This window comes from Anaerorhabdus sp., assembly GCF_036637135.1.
In the GTDB taxonomy this organism is placed as follows: Bacteria; Bacillota_I; Bacilli_A; order Erysipelotrichales; family Erysipelotrichaceae; genus Anaerorhabdus.
In genome coordinates, this window is the sequence record NZ_JAVWNC010000023.1 from 13,343 (window position 1) to 31,046 (window position 17,704).

At 33.4% G+C, this 17,704-nt stretch carries 14 protein-coding genes; 3 read left to right on the forward strand and 11 right to left on the reverse strand.

Annotated features, from left to right (window positions below; genetic code table 11):
- Positions 1–34: 34 nt before the first annotated feature.
- From RR643_RS05895 to uvrA, 8 genes are all read right to left on the reverse strand, one after another.
- A complete protein-coding gene (locus RR643_RS05895; RefSeq protein WP_332469059.1) occupies positions 35–1,201 on the reverse strand; it encodes an iron-containing alcohol dehydrogenase in 1,167 nt (388 codons plus the stop codon).
- The gene (locus RR643_RS05900) at positions 1,194–1,610 is read right to left on the reverse strand and encodes a cupin domain-containing protein (RefSeq protein WP_332482654.1); all 417 of its coding nucleotides are present in this window, start codon (positions 1,608–1,610) and stop codon (positions 1,194–1,196) included. Before RR643_RS05900 ends, RR643_RS05895 begins: the two co-directional genes overlap by 8 nt.
- Positions 1,611–1,692: 82 nt before the next feature.
- Positions 1,693–2,430 carry a hypothetical protein gene (locus RR643_RS05905; RefSeq protein ID WP_332482655.1) on the reverse strand — a complete coding sequence of 246 codons (738 nt, stop codon included), beginning with the start codon at positions 2,428–2,430 and terminating at the stop codon, positions 1,693–1,695.
- Positions 2,431–2,880: a GNAT family N-acetyltransferase gene (locus RR643_RS05910; protein WP_332482656.1), complete on the reverse strand. Its 450-nt coding sequence runs from the start codon at positions 2,878–2,880 to the stop codon at positions 2,431–2,433.
- Positions 2,881–2,988: 108 nt separating this feature from the next.
- Positions 2,989–3,906 carry a thioredoxin-disulfide reductase gene (gene trxB, locus RR643_RS05915; protein ID WP_332482657.1) on the reverse strand — a complete coding sequence of 306 codons (918 nt, stop codon included), beginning with the start codon at positions 3,904–3,906 and terminating at the stop codon, positions 2,989–2,991.
- The gene (gene lgt / locus RR643_RS05920) at positions 3,885–5,351 is read right to left on the reverse strand and encodes a prolipoprotein diacylglyceryl transferase (protein ID WP_332482658.1); all 1,467 of its coding nucleotides are present in this window, start codon (positions 5,349–5,351) and stop codon (positions 3,885–3,887) included. The genes trxB and lgt overlap by 22 nt, the downstream gene beginning before the upstream one ends.
- Positions 5,348–6,313 carry an HPr(Ser) kinase/phosphatase gene (gene hprK, locus RR643_RS05925; protein WP_332469065.1) on the reverse strand — a complete coding sequence of 322 codons (966 nt, stop codon included), beginning with the start codon at positions 6,311–6,313 and terminating at the stop codon, positions 5,348–5,350. The genes lgt and hprK overlap by 4 nt, the downstream gene beginning before the upstream one ends.
- Positions 6,314–6,316: 3 nt before the next feature.
- Positions 6,317–9,142: an excinuclease ABC subunit UvrA gene (gene uvrA / locus RR643_RS05930; protein ID WP_332469066.1), complete on the reverse strand. Its 2,826-nt coding sequence runs from the start codon at positions 9,140–9,142 to the stop codon at positions 6,317–6,319.
- Between the two features lie 194 nt (positions 9,143–9,336).
- On the opposite strand from uvrA, the gene RR643_RS05935 reads away from it, so the two are divergent.
- A complete protein-coding gene (locus tag RR643_RS05935) occupies positions 9,337–9,960 on the forward strand; it encodes a YigZ family protein (RefSeq protein ID WP_332482659.1) in 624 nt (207 codons plus the stop codon).
- Positions 9,961–10,112: 152 nt separating this feature from the next.
- Here RR643_RS05935 and RR643_RS05940 read toward each other — a convergent pair whose 3' ends face one another.
- The gene (locus RR643_RS05940; protein WP_332482660.1) at positions 10,113–10,952 is read right to left on the reverse strand and encodes a hypothetical protein; all 840 of its coding nucleotides are present in this window, start codon (positions 10,950–10,952) and stop codon (positions 10,113–10,115) included.
- Between the two features lie 106 nt (positions 10,953–11,058).
- Here RR643_RS05940 and RR643_RS05945 point away from each other — a divergent pair, with 106 nt between their 5' ends.
- Entirely contained in the window at positions 11,059–13,704 is a 2,646-nt protein-coding gene (locus RR643_RS05945) for a PD-(D/E)XK nuclease family protein (RefSeq protein ID WP_332482661.1), read from the forward strand.
- Complete coding sequence (locus RR643_RS05950; RefSeq protein WP_332482662.1) at positions 13,691–16,822, forward strand: UvrD-helicase domain-containing protein; 3,132 nt, start codon at positions 13,691–13,693, stop codon at positions 16,820–16,822. The genes RR643_RS05945 and RR643_RS05950 overlap by 14 nt, the downstream gene beginning before the upstream one ends.
- On the opposite strand, the gene RR643_RS05955 is transcribed toward RR643_RS05950, so the two are convergent.
- Together RR643_RS05955 and RR643_RS05960 are read right to left on the reverse strand one after the other, a co-directional pair.
- Positions 16,819–17,016, reverse strand: a complete 198-nt coding sequence (locus RR643_RS05955) for a hypothetical protein (protein ID WP_332469071.1) — start codon at positions 17,014–17,016, stop codon at positions 16,819–16,821. The genes RR643_RS05950 and RR643_RS05955 overlap by 4 nt on opposite strands.
- Positions 17,017–17,071: 55 nt before the next feature.
- The gene (locus RR643_RS05960) at positions 17,072–17,647 is read right to left on the reverse strand and encodes a GNAT family N-acetyltransferase (RefSeq protein ID WP_332469072.1); all 576 of its coding nucleotides are present in this window, start codon (positions 17,645–17,647) and stop codon (positions 17,072–17,074) included.
- Between the last annotated feature and the right edge of the window lie 57 nt (positions 17,648–17,704).

A 17,704-nucleotide genomic window follows, 5' to 3' on the forward strand; every position in this document is an offset into this window, starting at 1 on the left:
TTCATTTTATATCTACTTATAGTTAGTGCTTAGTCTAATAACACATTTCGTATATTTTCTTTATATCTTCTTGGTTAAGTGGTACAAATCCTTCAATCGTTGAGTTCTTGCATGCTTTCTTAGCCATGATATCAAAGTTTGTATCATCAATACTTAATTCTTTAAATGTACTCTTAAGTTCTAGTTGTTTGAAGAAGAAGTCACTGATTAAACGAATACTTTCTTTTGCGATTTCCATTGGTGGTCGTGTTGAATCAATACCAAATACATTCACACCAAATTGCACATATTTACTTACTGTCTTTTCATTTAAACAATATTCCATCCAGCGAGGGGTTAGAATCGCAAGTCCTAAGCCATGCGTAATATCATAAATAGCAGATACTTCATGTTCAATTGGATGACAACTCCACGCCTGTCTTTTCCCACCATTCACAAATCCATTAATAGCCCACGAAGAAGCCCACATCAAATTAGCACGAGCTTCATAGTTTGTAGGTTCTTTCATTGCGATTGGCGCGTATTTTATAACCGTTTTCATAAGCCCTTCCATAAAACAATCCAACATATATAAATCTTGATTCATGTTGAAGTAAACTTCCAAGATGTGAGACATAATATCTGATGAACCACATGCAGTTTGATAAGCATTAACAGAGTAGGTATTTGTAGGATCAAGGAAAGACACTGCAGGTAACATTGGTCTACCTAATCTTCCTAATTTATCTTGAGTTTCTGGATTACTTATAACCCCACCTGTATCCATTTCTGAACCTGTTGCAGAAAGTGTAAGAATTGTGACAAGAGGTAATGCTTTTTCAATTGGAGCATTGTTCACAAAGAAATCCCATGGATCATGTTCTACATAAGCACCTGATGCCATAAATTTTGTTGCATCGATAGTAGAACCTCCACCAACCGCAAGTAGCACATCAATCTTTTCTTTCTTACAGATTTCAATACCTTTGCGCACTGATTCAATTCTTGGATTTGGTTCAATACCTGGTAATTCAAATAATTCTAAACCTGCATCTTTTATTTCTTTTACAACTTTGTCATAAAGACCTATTTTTTTAATTGTTCCGCCACCATAAGTTAGTAATACTTTTTTACCAAATTTACTTAATTCTTTTCCTAAGTTACCTAGTTGGTTTTCACCAAAATAAATCTTTGTAGGTATATCATATACAAAATTATTCATGTGTTTTCTCCTCCACTTGTTTGTATTGTAAATCATTGACTTCTTCTAGCCATTCATTTGATGAACCTTGTGCTGGTATTTCAATCGCTAAATGACAAAACCAACTTTCACTTGTCGCCCCATGCCAGTGCTTTGTTTCGGCTGGTATTTCTACAACATCTCCTTCTTGAAGTAAGAGTGGTTCACTGCCATAAGCTTGGTAATAACCCTTACCACCCGTTACCAAAAGAATTTGCCCTCCTTTGTGATGTATATGCCAATTGTTTCTACATCCCGGTTCAAATGTTACATTTCCAATACTAACATCTTTTGTTGTCAGCATGTTTAAATACGCTTTTCCCTTAAAGAATTTAGCGAATTCTTCAGGTAATTCATCACCTCTTTCGAAGCTACTTAATTTCTTATCCATCACATTACCTCCTTAACTACCCTAAGCATACCCCTTGGAGTCAACTCCAAGTCAAGCATTACTTTAAAAGAAAACACATACATTAGTTGTATGTGCTCAATTGTTTGTATGTAGTAAAGAGTGATATTATATTTGTTTTTTGTTCATCTGTAATTTCATACCAAGTAATTTGTATTTCTTCACCAATACTACGTTGATAATAAAGTATGATTTTTTCATCATAATTATTTATTGCAATTGAGTAAGATGTTTCTTCTAGATTCCCCGTTTGCATATCCAAGTCATAGATAGGGCAAATCACTCCATACTCCATTGTATTTCCATCAAAAAACTTATTTACATCTTTGGGTTCTTCTCTTTCACGAAAGGATGAAATCAAGTTCGTTAATTCAGTCGAATCGAGTTGTCCAATTTGATAAACATCTTCATCTACGTATAAAGTATAAAATAATTCATCAATAAAATAAGATTTACTTGTATCCAGTTTATAAATACTATGTGTCGATTCCCATCCTTTAAACTCAACATTTGCGATTGGAGTAACCTCACCTTCTTCCGTTAGAAGAGGTGTATCACTATTAAAAGTAAAAAGAATTTCTTTACCATCATTTGACCTTACAACGTTTCTATTTTCTCCATCCATATGCATCTCGATAAACATTTTTGTACTACCTACTTCAATATGATGTCCATCAAAATCCATTTCATAGGCAACATCAAATGAATCAAATGCATTACTCACGAATAGTAAATATAGGATCGATAAACAAGAAACAATACAAACTATAAAACCTATTATAACTTTATATATTTTTTTCATTTAGTCTATTTCCTTCATCATCACAAGTTCATGATTAATATCAAATTCTCCATTGAACTTAAATCCAAACTTTTCATAGAGGTTGATTGCGGGTTTGTTGGTTTCATATACACTTAAAAATAATTGATGTACTTGGTACTCTTCCATAATTTCATTAATTAGTTTTGGTAATATTTCTTTTGCGTAACCTCTACCTTGAAAGTTTTCATCTATGAAGAAACGATCCAACCAAACGCGACCATTTATTCCTTCTTCTTTCCACAATCCATACATGGCAAATCCAACATTACATTGATTCACTTTTATTAATATCGGTCTCCACAACGCTAATTCACGAGCCTCACTAAGACACTGTTCTACCGTTTCAATTGTATCGTTTTGATTTTCTTTTACTTGTAACTTCAATACATCTTCTAGATGTTCAAATGCATTCATAAATTCAATGTACATAACTAACCACCTTTTTTACATAGATAGATATATCATACAATTTCCCACTTGGTTTTACTATACCCATTGTCTATGAGGAACATAAAAAGAAAACTACTCGAAAGTAGTTTATCCCTTAATATAATGAAATGCACTTTGTGCTGCAACAGCACCATCACCGCAAGCAGTTACAACTTGGCGAAGTACTTTACTAATGCAATCGCCTGCTGCAAAGATTCCTTTTACTTTTGTTTCCATATTTTCATCCACAAGGATATAACCTTGTTTATCCATAATATCTAATTCCTTTGCGAATTCTGTATTTGGATCTGCACCGATATATGGGAATACTGCTTTTGTTTCCACAGTCATTTTTTCTTTTGTTTCTACATCTTCAAGAACAATCGCACCTACTTTACCATCAACTTCCACAATCTCTACTGGAACATGTTTCTTGATAATATGAATCTTCGGTTCTTGTTCAATTTTTGATTGAATGATTGGTTCCGCTCTAAAGACATCACGACGAATGACAATATTCACTTGAGATGCAAATTGTGTTAAGTAGAGTGATTCTTCTAATGCTGAATTTCCTCCACCAATTACTGTCACAACTTTATCTCTAAAGAATGCTCCATCACATACCGCACAATAAGAAACCCCTTTACCCGTAAGTTTGTCTTCATTCGGTATATTTAATAAACGTTCTTTTGTACCTGTCGCTATAATAATCGCATGTGCTGTATATGTTGTTCCATCAGCACAGATTACTTTCTTTACTTCACCATCTTCAATTTTGGTAATATCACCATATAAATATTCAGCTCCAAAGTGCGTTGAATGTTCAAACATTTGATAAGCTAAGTCTGCACCATTCATTTCTTTAATACTTGGATAATTTTGAATTTCAAATGTTTTAATAAGTTTTCCACCTGGCGCTTCTTTTTCCAACATGGCTACTTTTAATCCTGCACGAGATGCATAGATTGCCGCAGTCATACCAGCTGGTCCACCACCTACAATGACTACATCATATTGTACGTCCATGGATGATCCTCCTTCACTATTTCTTTTATTTCTTTTAAATCACGAATAATAACATTCGGTTTTGCATCTTCTAATACTTTGATTCGATCTTCATTAAAGATATAACCAATTGAGTAAACACCTGCATTGTGAGCAGCATAAATATCCGTCGCACTATCACCTACATAGATACATGAATCATGTCCTTCATTTAATAATTCACATGCTTTGAATATACCTTCAGGATCAGGTTTTCCATGTTTTACATCATTATGTCCTACAATAATATCCACGTATTGAGTTAGATTAAATAAATCTAATCCTAGTTTTACTCCATCATTGAACTTTGTAGATACAATACCAATTTTATATCCTTCTTCTTTTAATGTTTTTAAAAGATCTTCAGCATTTTCCATTGGCTTTACAAATTCAGGATGAATTTTGAAGTTATACTCACGGTATTCTTTAATTAATTCATCAACATTTTTATCCGGAAAATATTTTGGAAACATCTTCGCAAGTGGAGGTCCTAATACTTCTAATTGTTTATCTTTATCGAACTCTTCAGCAGTGCGATATTTTTCAAATAAATGACGATATGTTTCTAAAATTGCTGGTTCTGTATCAAGTAGTGTACCATCTAGATCAAATAACATAAGTGGTTTAGGATTCTTCATAAATTTTCTAAATAATCCCAAATATCCAAGCACACCCACTACGATGAATACTACTGACATAAGTTGAGCCATACGAATAGGACCAAACATAAGACTATCTGTTCGCATTCCTTCTACAATAAAGCGACTCCATCCATACCATACAAGATAGAAATAAACACCATCACCACGTTTCATGAAATGATATTTCTCATTTAGTTTCTTGATTACAAAGTATATCAGGATAAATCCTAACAAGTTCAATACACTTTCATATAAGAATGTTGGCACATAGTATTGTCCACCAATATTCATTGTATTTTTAATAAAATCCGGGAAATTTTTAAAATAAGCTTCTGTAACTGCCACACCATGAGCTTCTTGGTTTAAGAAATTACCCCAACGCCCGATAGCTTGTGCAATCAACATATTTGGAACAATACAATCCGCTAATCTTACAAAATCAAGTTTATGTTTCTTTGCGTAATAGAGTCCATAGAGAGCACCTGCAAGTAAACCACCTTGAATCGCAAGACCTCCATTATAGATTTGTAAAATTCGAATTGGGTCAGCCAAGTAATAGCTAAGATCATAGAATAAACAATACCATATACGCGCTCCTACTAGTCCCGCTAGAAAGCATCCAATCGCAAGATCTTCCGCAACCTCAATGTTATAGCCACATTTCTTTATTTCTCTTAAACTAAACAGGAACGTGACTCCAACTCCTGCAATCATGAGTACTGCATACCACTTAATTCCAATGTTTCCGAACTGTACAAGGGTCTGCATATCTGGGAATAATGTCATTCTTTATTTGCTCCTTTATTTGCTTTGTTTTGAGTTTCAATATAGCGCAATACTCTTTCTTCAAATTCTTTCGCACTATTAAACCCAGCTTCTTTTAGTTGGAAGTTTGTTACTGCAGATTCTACAAGAACTGCCATACTTCTACCTTCTTTAACTGGAAGTATGATTGTAGGAACTTGAATATCCAGAATGTTTGTATGCTTATCTTCTTCGATACCTACACGAGCATAATCCATCTTGTCATCATATTTTTCAAGTTTAATCACAACATCAATATTATCTTTCGCAAGCAATGAACTTGCACCAAACATTTTCGCAACATCAATAATACCAATACCACGAATTTCCAACATGCCAATTAATAATTCTGGACTATGTCCAATTAAGTTGTTGTGAACTTTCGAAACATCAACACGGTCATCCGCAACTAAAACATGTCCTCTACGAATAAGTTCTAGAGCAATTTCACTTTTACCCATTCCACTTTCTCCAGTAATTAATACACCTTTACCAAAGACACTAATCAGCACACCATGAAGACTATCTGATGGCGCTAATCGTTCATCAAGGAACGCAACAAGGTCTACCATTAAACGATAACTTGGTAAATCTGATTTAAAGATTGGGAAATTCATTTGCTTCGCAACATCAATTAAGATTGAAGGCACTTCTCTATTTCTTGAGAAAACAATCATTGGTGTATAGGCATCTGTAATAATCTTGAAACGTTCAAATTGCGTAGCTTCATCTAATGTTTCAATGTAAGCTAATTCTTTATCACCGATTATGACTATGCGTCGAGTTTCATTTTCTTTAAAGAAACCCGCAAGTTCAAGCCCTGGGCGATTCAAATCTGGCACAATAACCCAACGATTAAGTGATTCTTCATCACCTGTAACTTGTTCGAACTTAAAGTAGTCCACAAGTTCACGTATCATTACCTTTCCTTCTAATTCTTCCATATTTTATCCTTTCTTCAATACTCTCTTTAAGTATTGACCTGTATAACTTTTTTCTACTTTACTTACTTGTTCAGGTGTTCCAGTTGCAACGATAGTTCCTCCACCATCGCCTCCTTCTGGTCCTAAATCAATTAAGTAATCAGCGCATTTTATCACATCTAAGTTATGTTCAATAATGAGTACTGTATCTCCATTATCCACGATTCGTTCAAGTACTGTCAGTAACTTTCTCACATCATGACTATGAAGTCCAGTTGTAGGCTCATCTAAGATAAATACTGTTTTACCCGTTGCTTTCTTTTGAAGTTCACTCGCAAGCTTAACACGTTGTGCTTCTCCTCCAGATAAAGTAGTACTTGATTGTCCTAATTTAATGTAATCAAGCCCAACATCATGAAGAGTTTGTAGTTTATCTTTTATCTTATGAATGTTATTGAAGAATAAGATTGAATCTTCAATTGTCATGTCTAAGACATCAAATATATTTTTTCCCTTATAGGTTACTTGTAATGTTTCTTCATTGTATCGTTTACCCTTACATTCTTCACAAGGTACATAAACATCTGGCAAGAAGTTCATCGAAATACGACGTACCCCATCACCTTGACAAGCTTCACAACGGCCACCTTTTACATTAAATGAGAAACGACCTTTGTCATATCCTCTTAATTTAGCTTCAGGTGTCATTGCGAATAAGTCACGAATATCATCAAATACCCCAGTATAGGTAACTGGATTAGAACGTGGTGTTCTACCAATTGGATCTTGTCCAATTTCAATGACTTTATCTAATTGATCAAGTCCTTTTATTTCTTTATGTTTACCTGGTTTAATACGCACTCTACCTAACGCATGTTGTACGGCTTTGCATAAGATTTCATTTACAAGTGTACTCTTACCACTACCACTTACTCCTGTTACAACAGTCATTGTACCTAAAGGTATTTTAACTGATATATTTTTTAGATTATTTTCACTTGCCTTGATTATCTCAAGGAAGTTTCCATTTCCTTTACGACGTTTTGTGGGCACATCGATGCGTAGTGCTCCTGACAAATATTTTCCTGTGATTGATTTTTCATTATTCATAACTTCTTGTGGAGTACCCACAGCCATTACTTCTCCACCATGAACTCCAGCACCAGGACCAATATCAATGATGTAATCACTTTCCATCATTGTTTCTTCATCATGTTCTACCACGATAAGAGAGTTCCCTAAATCACGCATGTTTTTTAATGTTTGAATTAACTTCGCATTGTCTCTTTGGTGTAACCCAATGGATGGTTCATCCAAAACATAGAGTACTCCTGTTAATCGAGATCCTATTTGTGTAGCCAGACGAATACGTTGTGCTTCTCCGCCACTCAAAGTACCTGCAAGACGATCCAATGTTAAATATTCAAGTCCTACATCCAATAAGAATTGTAGGCGATTCTTAATTTCTTTTAATACAAGATCCGCAATCTTCAATTGAGTTTTATTTAATTTAACATTAGATATCCACACTAAAGCTTGTTTAACACTCATTTCTGTGAATTCCACAATGTTCTTATCATCAACGCGAACACACAGTGCCATTTCATTTAAACGTCTTCCTTTACAAGTAGGACATGTACTCTCTGTCATAAAACTTTGATACCACTCTTTTGACATAGATGATGTCGTCTCTACATAACGACGTTCAATTAAACTCTTAACACCTTCAATATAATCATTACGTGAATAACGATTACCACTACTTGTTTTAATTGAGTACTCAATTGGTTCATCTGAACCAGATAATACAATTTCAAGTTGTTTCTTTGTAAGTTTTTCAATTGGTTTATCCAAATCAATTTTATAATGTTTGCACAAAATCGCAAATGTTTGCCATTCAATATTTGTAGAATCAACAATATTCTTATAGTAGATAATTCCACCCTTACGAATTGATTTCGTTTTATCAGGTATCAAATAATCCACATCCACTTCTTGTGTCACACCTAACCCTTTACATGTATCACATGCCCCTAATGGTGCATTGAATGAAAACAGTCTTGGTTCAAGATGAGGCACTGAGAATCCACAAATATTACACGCATAATTACTTGAAAACAACAATTCATCATCTAGTGTTTTTACAATAACCATACCATCAGATTGCTTCAAAGCATTTTCTAGTGAATCATGTAACCGTGAACGTGAATCTGTACTCTTTACAATACGGTCAACTACGATTTCAATTGTATGTTTCTTATTTTTCTCTAAAACGATTTCTTCTTCTAATAATTTAGTTTCGCCATCAACCCTTACTCTAACATATCCATCTTTTTGAAGTTTTGCGAGTAAATCTTTATGCGTCCCTTTTTGATCTTTCGCAACTGGTGATAAAATTTCCAGTCTTGTTTTATCAGGTAGTTCCATAATGCGATCTACCATTTGAGTAATTGTTTGTGATGTAATTGGTTCATTGTGTATTGGACAATAGGGTATTCCCACACGTGCATACAACAAACGCAAGTAATCATAAATTTCTGTAACCGTGCCCACTGTTGATCGCGGGTTATTACTCGTCGTTTTTTGATCAATTGAAATCGAAGGTGATAACCCTTCAATTAATTCTACATCCGGTTTTTCCACACCACCTAAAAACTGACGTGCATAAGCACTTAGAGATTCTACATATCGGCGTTGACCTTCTGCATAAATCGTATCAAATGCAAGTGAAGTTTTACCAGATCCAGATAACCCGGTCATGATAACTAATTGGTTACGAGGGATTTCTAAATCTATATTTTTTAAGTTATTTTCTTTAGCACCTTTTATTACTATTTTATTTTGTTCCATATTTTCACCTAATTCCTGTTCTATTATAACCTTTTGTGGTTCTTTCCACAATTGAAAGGACCATACGTTACAACCTTTTCTTATTGAATAGTATATCACGAAAAAACTTTGACTTGAACAAAATTCAAGTAAAATTTAACTATTTTTGCTTTGTCTTGGTAATGTTATAATATTTGAAAATGAAAGAGGTAACTATGCGAATAAAAGATGATGTAGAACATACACTAACAATTAATAAATCTGAGTTCATTTGTTACCTACACAAATGCTTTAGCGAAGAAGATGCACGTGATTATATCAATAAAATACGTAAACTTCACCGCGAAGCTACCCATTGTTGCACCGCTTTTGTGATTGGTGAAAATAATGAAATTCAACGCTCTAATGATGATGGAGAGCCAAGCGGAACTGCCGGCATGCCAATACTAGACGCCTTAAGAAAAAGCGGCATCACAAATTGTTGTGCCTGTGTTGTACGTTATTATGGGGGTATTAAATTAGGCGCTGGCGGATTAATACGTGCCTATTCTGGCAGTGTTTCTGAAGCGCTTCAAGCTGCAAAAAAAGTAGACGTACGAATGATGTCTATCTATCAATGCTCATTTAGTTATGACCTCATCAATCAATTTGATTTCTTTTTGAAAGACTTAGGAACAATTTTGGACAAAACATATGAGATCGACGTATGTTATACCATTTTGACAGATAATCCAACATTCTTTGATGAATGCATTGAATATACAAACGGCAAAGTCTCACCTCATTTTATCGAAGAAAAATTAGTTGAAGTTGATTTACCTACGATCAATAGTAATTAATTTTATCTTTTCTTCTTTACTCCATAATCATTACAATTTTCATATAAAAACGTCATTTCCTCTATCGAAATAACTCATAGTGGATAATGACGTTTTATTTATTGATTCTACTTATCTAAATATAGAAAAGAACCTTTTCTTTACAAGTTTAATTACTCAGTAATAGCTTCTTTATCCGTTGGTAAATTATCTCCAGCACAACGCCATAATTCACTATATGCAATAAATGGAATTGCCTTACTGTTTTCACGGGCTTGTGCTCTTTGTTTTTTCACATCACCTTGATAACGTGATTGTAGGATTGCTTTGTTGACCATGTATTGAACATAAACAAGTTTCTTTAATAAGAACCATGCACCTACTGATTCACGAATCATTGGTGTTTTATCATCAAGTGGACGAATTAAATCAAATGCACTATCCTTAACCATTGTTGCAATACTCATCGCATCTGCCTTCAAGCTTTCGTATGAAGTATATTTTGCTTGATCGACTTTCTTTTGAAGAATACCCGCAGGTTTATCAAATGCTTCTTCAAAGACTTCCGCAGCCAGATTCATATCCAGTGTATCGAGCGTTACAATGTCATTCTTATAAGTTTCAAAAATACTTGTCGGTTCAGTCAAACAGAAATACAATGACTTCGCAAACAAATAACTTGCACGTTTATTACGTGTCAGCAAGAATAAGCGCTCACTTCCATCTTTTGTAAGATAGATTAAAAATGGACATATTAAAGCTTTACCTTCTAATTTGAAAGCATCTTTATACCCAATAATTTGATTTGAAACAACATCTTTATTGATTGCGAATCGAAATCCAACGCATACTCTGGCGTTTGGATATTTTTGTAATACTTGTTGGAATAATACTTGGAGGTATTCTTCATGGCTATCTAGTAAATGAAGGTAGTCTTCCAAATATCCATTGAATAGGCAGTCATCTCCATTTTTTCGAACATCATTGAAGGTCGTAAGAATGTCTAAAATCACTTCATTCCCTCCTGTTAACTTTTTAGTTATGTAATCATTATAACTTATTTTTTCTATTAATGACAACCTTGTTTAAGAATGTGATAAAATAAATTTGGTGATAATTTTGAAAACACTTTTACTTGATTCAAAAACACGAGATTTAGTACTTTATCATATTCTAGAAGAAGAGAAAAAAGCATCATTAGTGAATCAAAAAATGATGCCTTTTCGTGCTTGGTTAAATCAATATCTTGATCCTGAGTTATCTACTAATTCTCAAACCATGATCTTATATAAGACACTTCACCAACAAATCGATAATTTCCCAATCTATGGGAAAATGTTTCATTATCCACAATTTGTTGAACAAATCGTTCAATTCAGTAGAAAATTACATCATTGTATCATCTTTAATAAGTTCTTACCTTCACCATTCAGTGGTACTATCATTGATTATTTACCCTGTTCAACACCAAGCGAAATCGAATTAAAACAATTACTTCATCTTTGTCTAAATAACGAAATGATTTTCCCCACTCACGGAGAATTGGATATAGCTTTCACTTCATTTGATAATTTAGTAGTACTAAACGGTTTTTATACCGATATTTTTGATTATTTAATCGCTACTTCCTCTACCAAAAAAGATCTAGAGACAATGGAATTACCTACAATCCAAGAACCAACAATTACTTATCGACACGCTTTGAACCCTCGTAATGAAGTTGAAGCTATTGCCCAAGAAATCATATCCAATGGGCTTTTAGCTGAAGATATCCTGATCATTCCTTTTGATTCCTCATATTCAGACTTACTTACTCAAGTCTTTAACCAATACCACATACCTCATGGTTTTGTGAGTCGTTCTGAGTTGTCTTCTTGTTTCTTGTGTGCGCACGCACTTTTTCAATGCTACATCAAACAAGATATCAATTCACTCATTCATGCGATTGAAGTTAACGCCCTACCTGTTACTTGTAACCAAGGAACTCGTCATTTCATCGATCAATTCATTCAATCCTTGGATGATTTAATACCTTCACATCGTGTTAATCATCCTAGTTTAGAATTATTAAGTGAACGAGAAAGAAGAATCCTTGAAAAAGATGAAGCTGACTATAATGCTTTTATCGAATCAGTTACTCCTTTCATATCGTCTTTAAAATCCAACCTATCCCTTCGTGAGATTGCGGATGAAGTTTTTAATCAATGTGTATCTTTATTTGATTCAAAACACACACAAGATTTATATGAACTCAAATCTTATTTAGAAGATATTTATCAATATATCGAAACCCTTGAAGATTTAGAATTAGTTTTATATCAAACAAAAGGAAAAACGATGAATTCAACATCGTCATGTTTAGGTAGAGTTGCGATAAGTGACCCTACTCATCCAATACCTTGTAGAAAAGTTGCCTATATTCTTGGAGCTAGTCAAAAAAGTTATCCTGGTTTCACACCTGAATCCGGTGTTTTTGATGAATCTTATTGCGCAAAAACTCCTTATCCAACGATGCAATATCGATTTGAAGCATATACTACACAATTAGAGTGGATAAAGAAATGTGCTCATACTATACATTTCACTTTTCCACTATTAGATTACCAAGGAAAAAAATCTGAAGCTGCTTTTGAACTTGAAGGGTTAGTAGATAAAGTAAGTGAAATTCATTGTGTTCTTTCAGATAAAGAAATGAATGAGAAACACCTACTACAACCTGAACTTGCGAATGCACTTTATTTAAAAGATGGACGTCTGCATGGTAGCGTATCTTCATTTGAAACTTATTTCAATTGCCCCTATGCTTATTTCCTAAAATCAGGACTTAGAATAGATGACTTTTCATATACCGCATTAGAATCAAATACAATAGGCACAATTCAACATGCGATTTTAGAAACTGCATGTCGTACAAAAGGGAAAAAGTACTCAAAGATAACACAAGATGAAATGGAAAGTATCGCTCAACCTTACTACAACTATCTTGTTTCACTTTTACCTAAGAATAAAAATAGAATTGATATCATATATTCAAAGATGATTCATAATTTAGCAACTTCTTTTGAATTTTTGGATGAAATGGAATCAAACACTTCATTTGACCCGAACCAATTTGAATATAAATTTGAAAGTACCTTCTTTGATCACATCACACTTCGTGGTGTTATTGATCGTATCGATACATCTTATGATTTACTACGTATTCTTGATTATAAATCGAGTGATAAAACCTTATCAGAAACTTCAATCAAAGCTGGACTTCAACTACAACTATGTACTTACTTGATAATCGCGAATTCCTTGTTTAATAAGCATGCGATTGGTGCCTATTACTATTCACTAAAAAACGAGAATATATCTTTACCATCTATTTTAGAAAGTAAGGAAGTTTTTAGTGATTGGAGTGATGACGATACTCATCGCGAATATATTAAGTCAAATCAATTATCCGGTTGGACACTGGAAGAACTTGATACACTTGATTATACAGGAACTCATATCAAATACTTACGTCCAACCAAGAATGGTATTTCTTTTACATTATTTGACGAAACCACCATCGAAACTTGCATACGTGAACTTTATGAAATGTTATATGAAAAAGTAATTGGAGGTCAAATCAATGTTGACCCTGTTGAGAACGCTTGTACTTATTGTAAGTACCGTACAATTTGTCGTTTTAAAGGGCAACAAAAGAAACCAAGTGCACTTGTGTTACAAGATACTTCTTTGAAGAAAGGACGTGATGTTGATGAAGTGGAATAATGAACAATTACTAGCCATCGAAACAACAGGTACCAATGTTCTTGTTTCTGCATCAGCAGGTGCTGGTAAAACCGCAGTACTGGTAGAACGTCTTGTAAAGCGTTGTTTAAAAGATCACGTTGAGTTAAATGAAATTCTTGCGATGACATTTACCGAAGCTGCAGCCAACGAAATGAAGAAACGTTTATCAAAGCGTTTGAATGAAGAATACAACAAACCTGATTCAGATAAAGCGTATATCGCAAAACAGTTAGTTTATCTTCAAGATGCAAAGATTTCCACAATTCATTCATTTTGTTTAGACTTAATCAAGAAACATGCAGACGCAATTGGATTAGATCCCAACTTTGCGAATACTATTTTAGAAGATGGACAACTCCAATATGCAAAAGAATTAGCCTTTAATCAAGTTTTAAATAATTGGTGTTACGATAGAAAAGAAATCGTCTTAACATTGTCCCAATATTTTTCATCGAGAAGCGAAGATTTTGAAGAGATGAAAAAGGTAATTTTTAAAATCGTGCAAGCTGCCAATGCATCCTCAAATGAACTTGTTTGGTATGACAAAGCTAAACTTGCCTATCAAAAAATCACAACACAAAATGACATCCCAACTTACTTACTTGAGTATTTCTTTTCATCATGTAAACTAAATTTAGAAATACAAATTCAATACTTGAATCAATGCAAAAAAGTCATGGAATTAAGTGACATTAACAATGAAAAAGTATTTACGAGTATACTCACAAATTTAAATTTTATGGAAGATGCAAAACTAGCATTAAAAGACAACAACATAGACACGTTTATTTCTTCCTTCAGAAGATCTTTATCTAAACCACTTGTACCTTTTGGTAAGAATATAGAATACACATCGATACGTAAGGATCTTAACGCTCATCGTGATAAATGCATTGAACTTTATCCTGATATGGAAGTAATACGTAAAGATACAAATCACATGAGTGAATTCGCTTGTCATTTAATCAACTTTGCTTGTGATGTAAGTCAAGCTTTAGCAAACACAAAGAAACAATTCGAAGCTATTCATTTTGATGATATGGAAAAGTTTGCATACGAAATTTTACTAAGTGACAATCACCGCATCGCAAAAATATACCAACAAACATTTAAAGAAATTCTCGTGGATGAATTCCAAGACACTAGCGAGTTACAAAATGAAATTATTTGTCATATATCAAACGGTTATAATGTCTTCCGTGTTGGCGATGTAAAACAATCTATCTATCGTTTTAGAAAAGCAAAACCAGAAATCATGCGAAACTTAATGGTTGATCCAAATACGAAGCAAATTAACCTAGCTTATAATTATCGCTCTAATCATTCTATCGTTTCTTATACAAACGATTTATTTGAACGTCTTATGAACGTGGATGGTTGTCAGGATAGTTATCGTGATATTGACCATGTACAAGCAGGAACAGAACAACAAAGGAGTTTTGATTCTCCTGTTGAATTTTATGCACTCCATCCAAAAGAAATGGATGAGGACATTGACAACAAACATGCCAAAGCCAAATTCATAGCACAAAAAATTATTGAGATGCGTAAAACTACTGAATTCAAACAATGGCGAGATTATGTCATCCTTGCAAAATCTCATGCTGAAAAAAACCTGCTAAAACAAGTGTTTGACGAATACAATATTCCATATAGTATTGATGCAAAAGAAGGTTTCTATCAATCGGTATGTTGCCATATTGTAGTAAGCATGCTGCGTTGCATTGTTGAAGTCCAAGATATTCCTTTAGTTGCTGTATTAACTTCACCGCTTTACAAAATGAGTGACAATGAACTCGCTCTTCTTAAAATCAACTATAAATCCATTTATACTGGTTGTATCAAAGCAAATCATCCAATCATAAATGATATTAAGCATTGTCGCGAAATAATTCAAACCGATGGACTATGCGCATGCTTAAACTATATTGCACAAATAAATCATTTTGTTAATGAACAATTGGATGCTCAACAAAGAACAAACTTTGATTTACTCTTTCAAAAAGCATCGACCTTTCAACTTCAATCAAATAGCCTTCAACAATTCATATCTCAAATCGATTTGAATATCGAAGAAAAATCAGATGAAGCTACAGCTCTTGGACCCGAAGAAGATGTCGTTCGTGCTATTACTATTCATCACTCAAAAGGACTTCAATACAAGGTTGTATTCTATTGGAGTACTTCCACCAATTATTATAAAGATAAACAAGATTCCGTTTTGATTGATCCTGATTTAGGAATTGGTTTATATGCCTTCTTTCTTCCATATCGTTTACGCCGTTCTACATTACAACGTATCGCAATTGAACACAAAGGTAATCTAGAAGATTTAGAAGAAGCTATTCGTGTTCTCTATGTTGCCTTAACAAGAGCTGAAGTAAAACTAATCATTGTTGATAAAGTAGATAAGGAAATAAACAAAACACCAATCACTTTATCTTTACTTAACGCACGAAAAGGTATGACCTACTTAATCTTATCCGCATTGTCTACACAACCTAATTTCAATATTTATGATGTTTTATCTATCGACAATCAGATTGAAGAAAAAGCAAATAAATCCCAATTAACCTTTCACAATATGTATCCGCATCAGGATTCCACAATACAAACCATATCACCAAGTTCTACCGAAAATTATTTTATACCTAAATTAAATTTCCATGACAAAAAGAATCGCGGTACTACTATTCATGAAGTCATCGAAAAACTTCCAAATCGCGAATGGAATATACATGATTTCACTGATGTTGAATTATCAAAAAGTGACATTGATAAATGCATTCACTTTAGTCAAACTGATTTATATAAAGAATGTATTCACTATGATATCAAAAAAGAATATGGCTTTGCACTCCTGGAAAACAAAACATTAATACAAGGTAGTTTTGACTTTATCGCAATCAGTGATAACCAATGTATATTAATTGACTTTAAGTCAGATCGTAATATTCAAAAAGAAGATTTCATATCTCGTTATAAACATCAAATCGATACCTATAATTTAGCTTTATCTAAACTTTATCCTCAACATCAAATTAGTTCTTACTTATATAGTTTTGAATTAGAGGAATTTATAAAAATAGAAGCCTAATTCTCATTGGAATTAGGCTTGCTTTTATCTCGATCATATTCTTCTTTAAAGTTCTTAACACGGCAAGACTTTTCTTGCGCACATCCAATACATGTTCCAGAACAATTCTCTTTTTTTGTTTTCTTCATTAATATAATTGTAACTATCAATCCAATTAGAATTAAAGTTAAAATCATGATATCTGTCATGTTCATAGAATCACCTCTCGCTTACATATAGTAAATCAATTAAAAACATGATGCAAATCATTTACTCAATGAAATGGTCATATCGATTCCAATATCCCATATATGTTGCACAATCTTTAGTAAAATCCAATTGATACATTTTAAATGTTACTTCAATGTTTTTGGGTTGCCACATCTCCAAATAGGAGTATCGATATCTAAACCCTAGCTTCATCATCACTTTTCCACTATTCGGATTATTTACATCATGCGTTGCACTCACATAATCAAACCCATCCTTCTTTAGTTGCCTTAATACCGCTTCTCCTGCCTCAAATGCATATCCTTTGTACCAATAATCCTTGTGAATTGCATACCCTAAATCATGGCTTACATCGGCGCTAACAACGATATAACCTATGACTTTATTTGACTCTTTTAAGCAAATCGCATACTTATAGCCATTCTCTTTATCATATGATTCAATGTAGTTCTTTTTTATGTATTCTTTTGCTTCTTCTATTGTTTTAAGGGGAAAACATGGCAAAAACTTATTTACATCCAAATCACTCATCAGTTCAAGAACATCATTCGCATCTTCTATTGTAAACTTTCTTAAAATACATCGATTTGTCATTAATTGTGGGCTATTATTCATATTCATGCCTCGATTATATCATAAGTTACCTTCAGTTCATTAAAAGGTAATTAATCT

Coding starts and splice junctions, on each gene's coding strand:
- RR643_RS05895 (WP_332469059.1), bottom strand. CDS start 1,201: ATGAATAATTTTGTATATGATATACCTACAAAGATTTATTTTGGTGAA.
- RR643_RS05900 (WP_332482654.1), bottom strand. CDS start 1,610: ATGGATAAGAAATTAAGTAGCTTCGAAAGAGGTGATGAATTACCTGAA.
- RR643_RS05905 (WP_332482655.1), bottom strand. CDS start 2,430: ATGAAAAAAATATATAAAGTTATAATAGGTTTTATAGTTTGTATTGTT.
- RR643_RS05910 (WP_332482656.1), bottom strand. CDS start 2,880: ATGTACATTGAATTTATGAATGCATTTGAACATCTAGAAGATGTATTG.
- trxB (WP_332482657.1), bottom strand. CDS start 3,906: ATGGACGTACAATATGATGTAGTCATTGTAGGTGGTGGACCAGCTGGT.
- lgt (WP_332482658.1), bottom strand. CDS start 5,351: ATGACATTATTCCCAGATATGCAGACCCTTGTACAGTTCGGAAACATT.
- hprK (WP_332469065.1), bottom strand. CDS start 6,313: ATGGAAGAATTAGAAGGAAAGGTAATGATACGTGAACTTGTGGACTAC.
- uvrA (WP_332469066.1), bottom strand. CDS start 9,142: ATGGAACAAAATAAAATAGTAATAAAAGGTGCTAAAGAAAATAACTTA.
- RR643_RS05935 (WP_332482659.1), top strand. CDS start 9,337: ATGCGAATAAAAGATGATGTAGAACATACACTAACAATTAATAAATCT.
- RR643_RS05950 (WP_332482662.1), top strand. CDS start 13,691: ATGAAGTGGAATAATGAACAATTACTAGCCATCGAAACAACAGGTACC.
- RR643_RS05955 (WP_332469071.1), bottom strand. CDS start 17,016: ATGAACATGACAGATATCATGATTTTAACTTTAATTCTAATTGGATTG.
- RR643_RS05960 (WP_332469072.1), bottom strand. CDS start 17,647: ATGAATAATAGCCCACAATTAATGACAAATCGATGTATTTTAAGAAAG.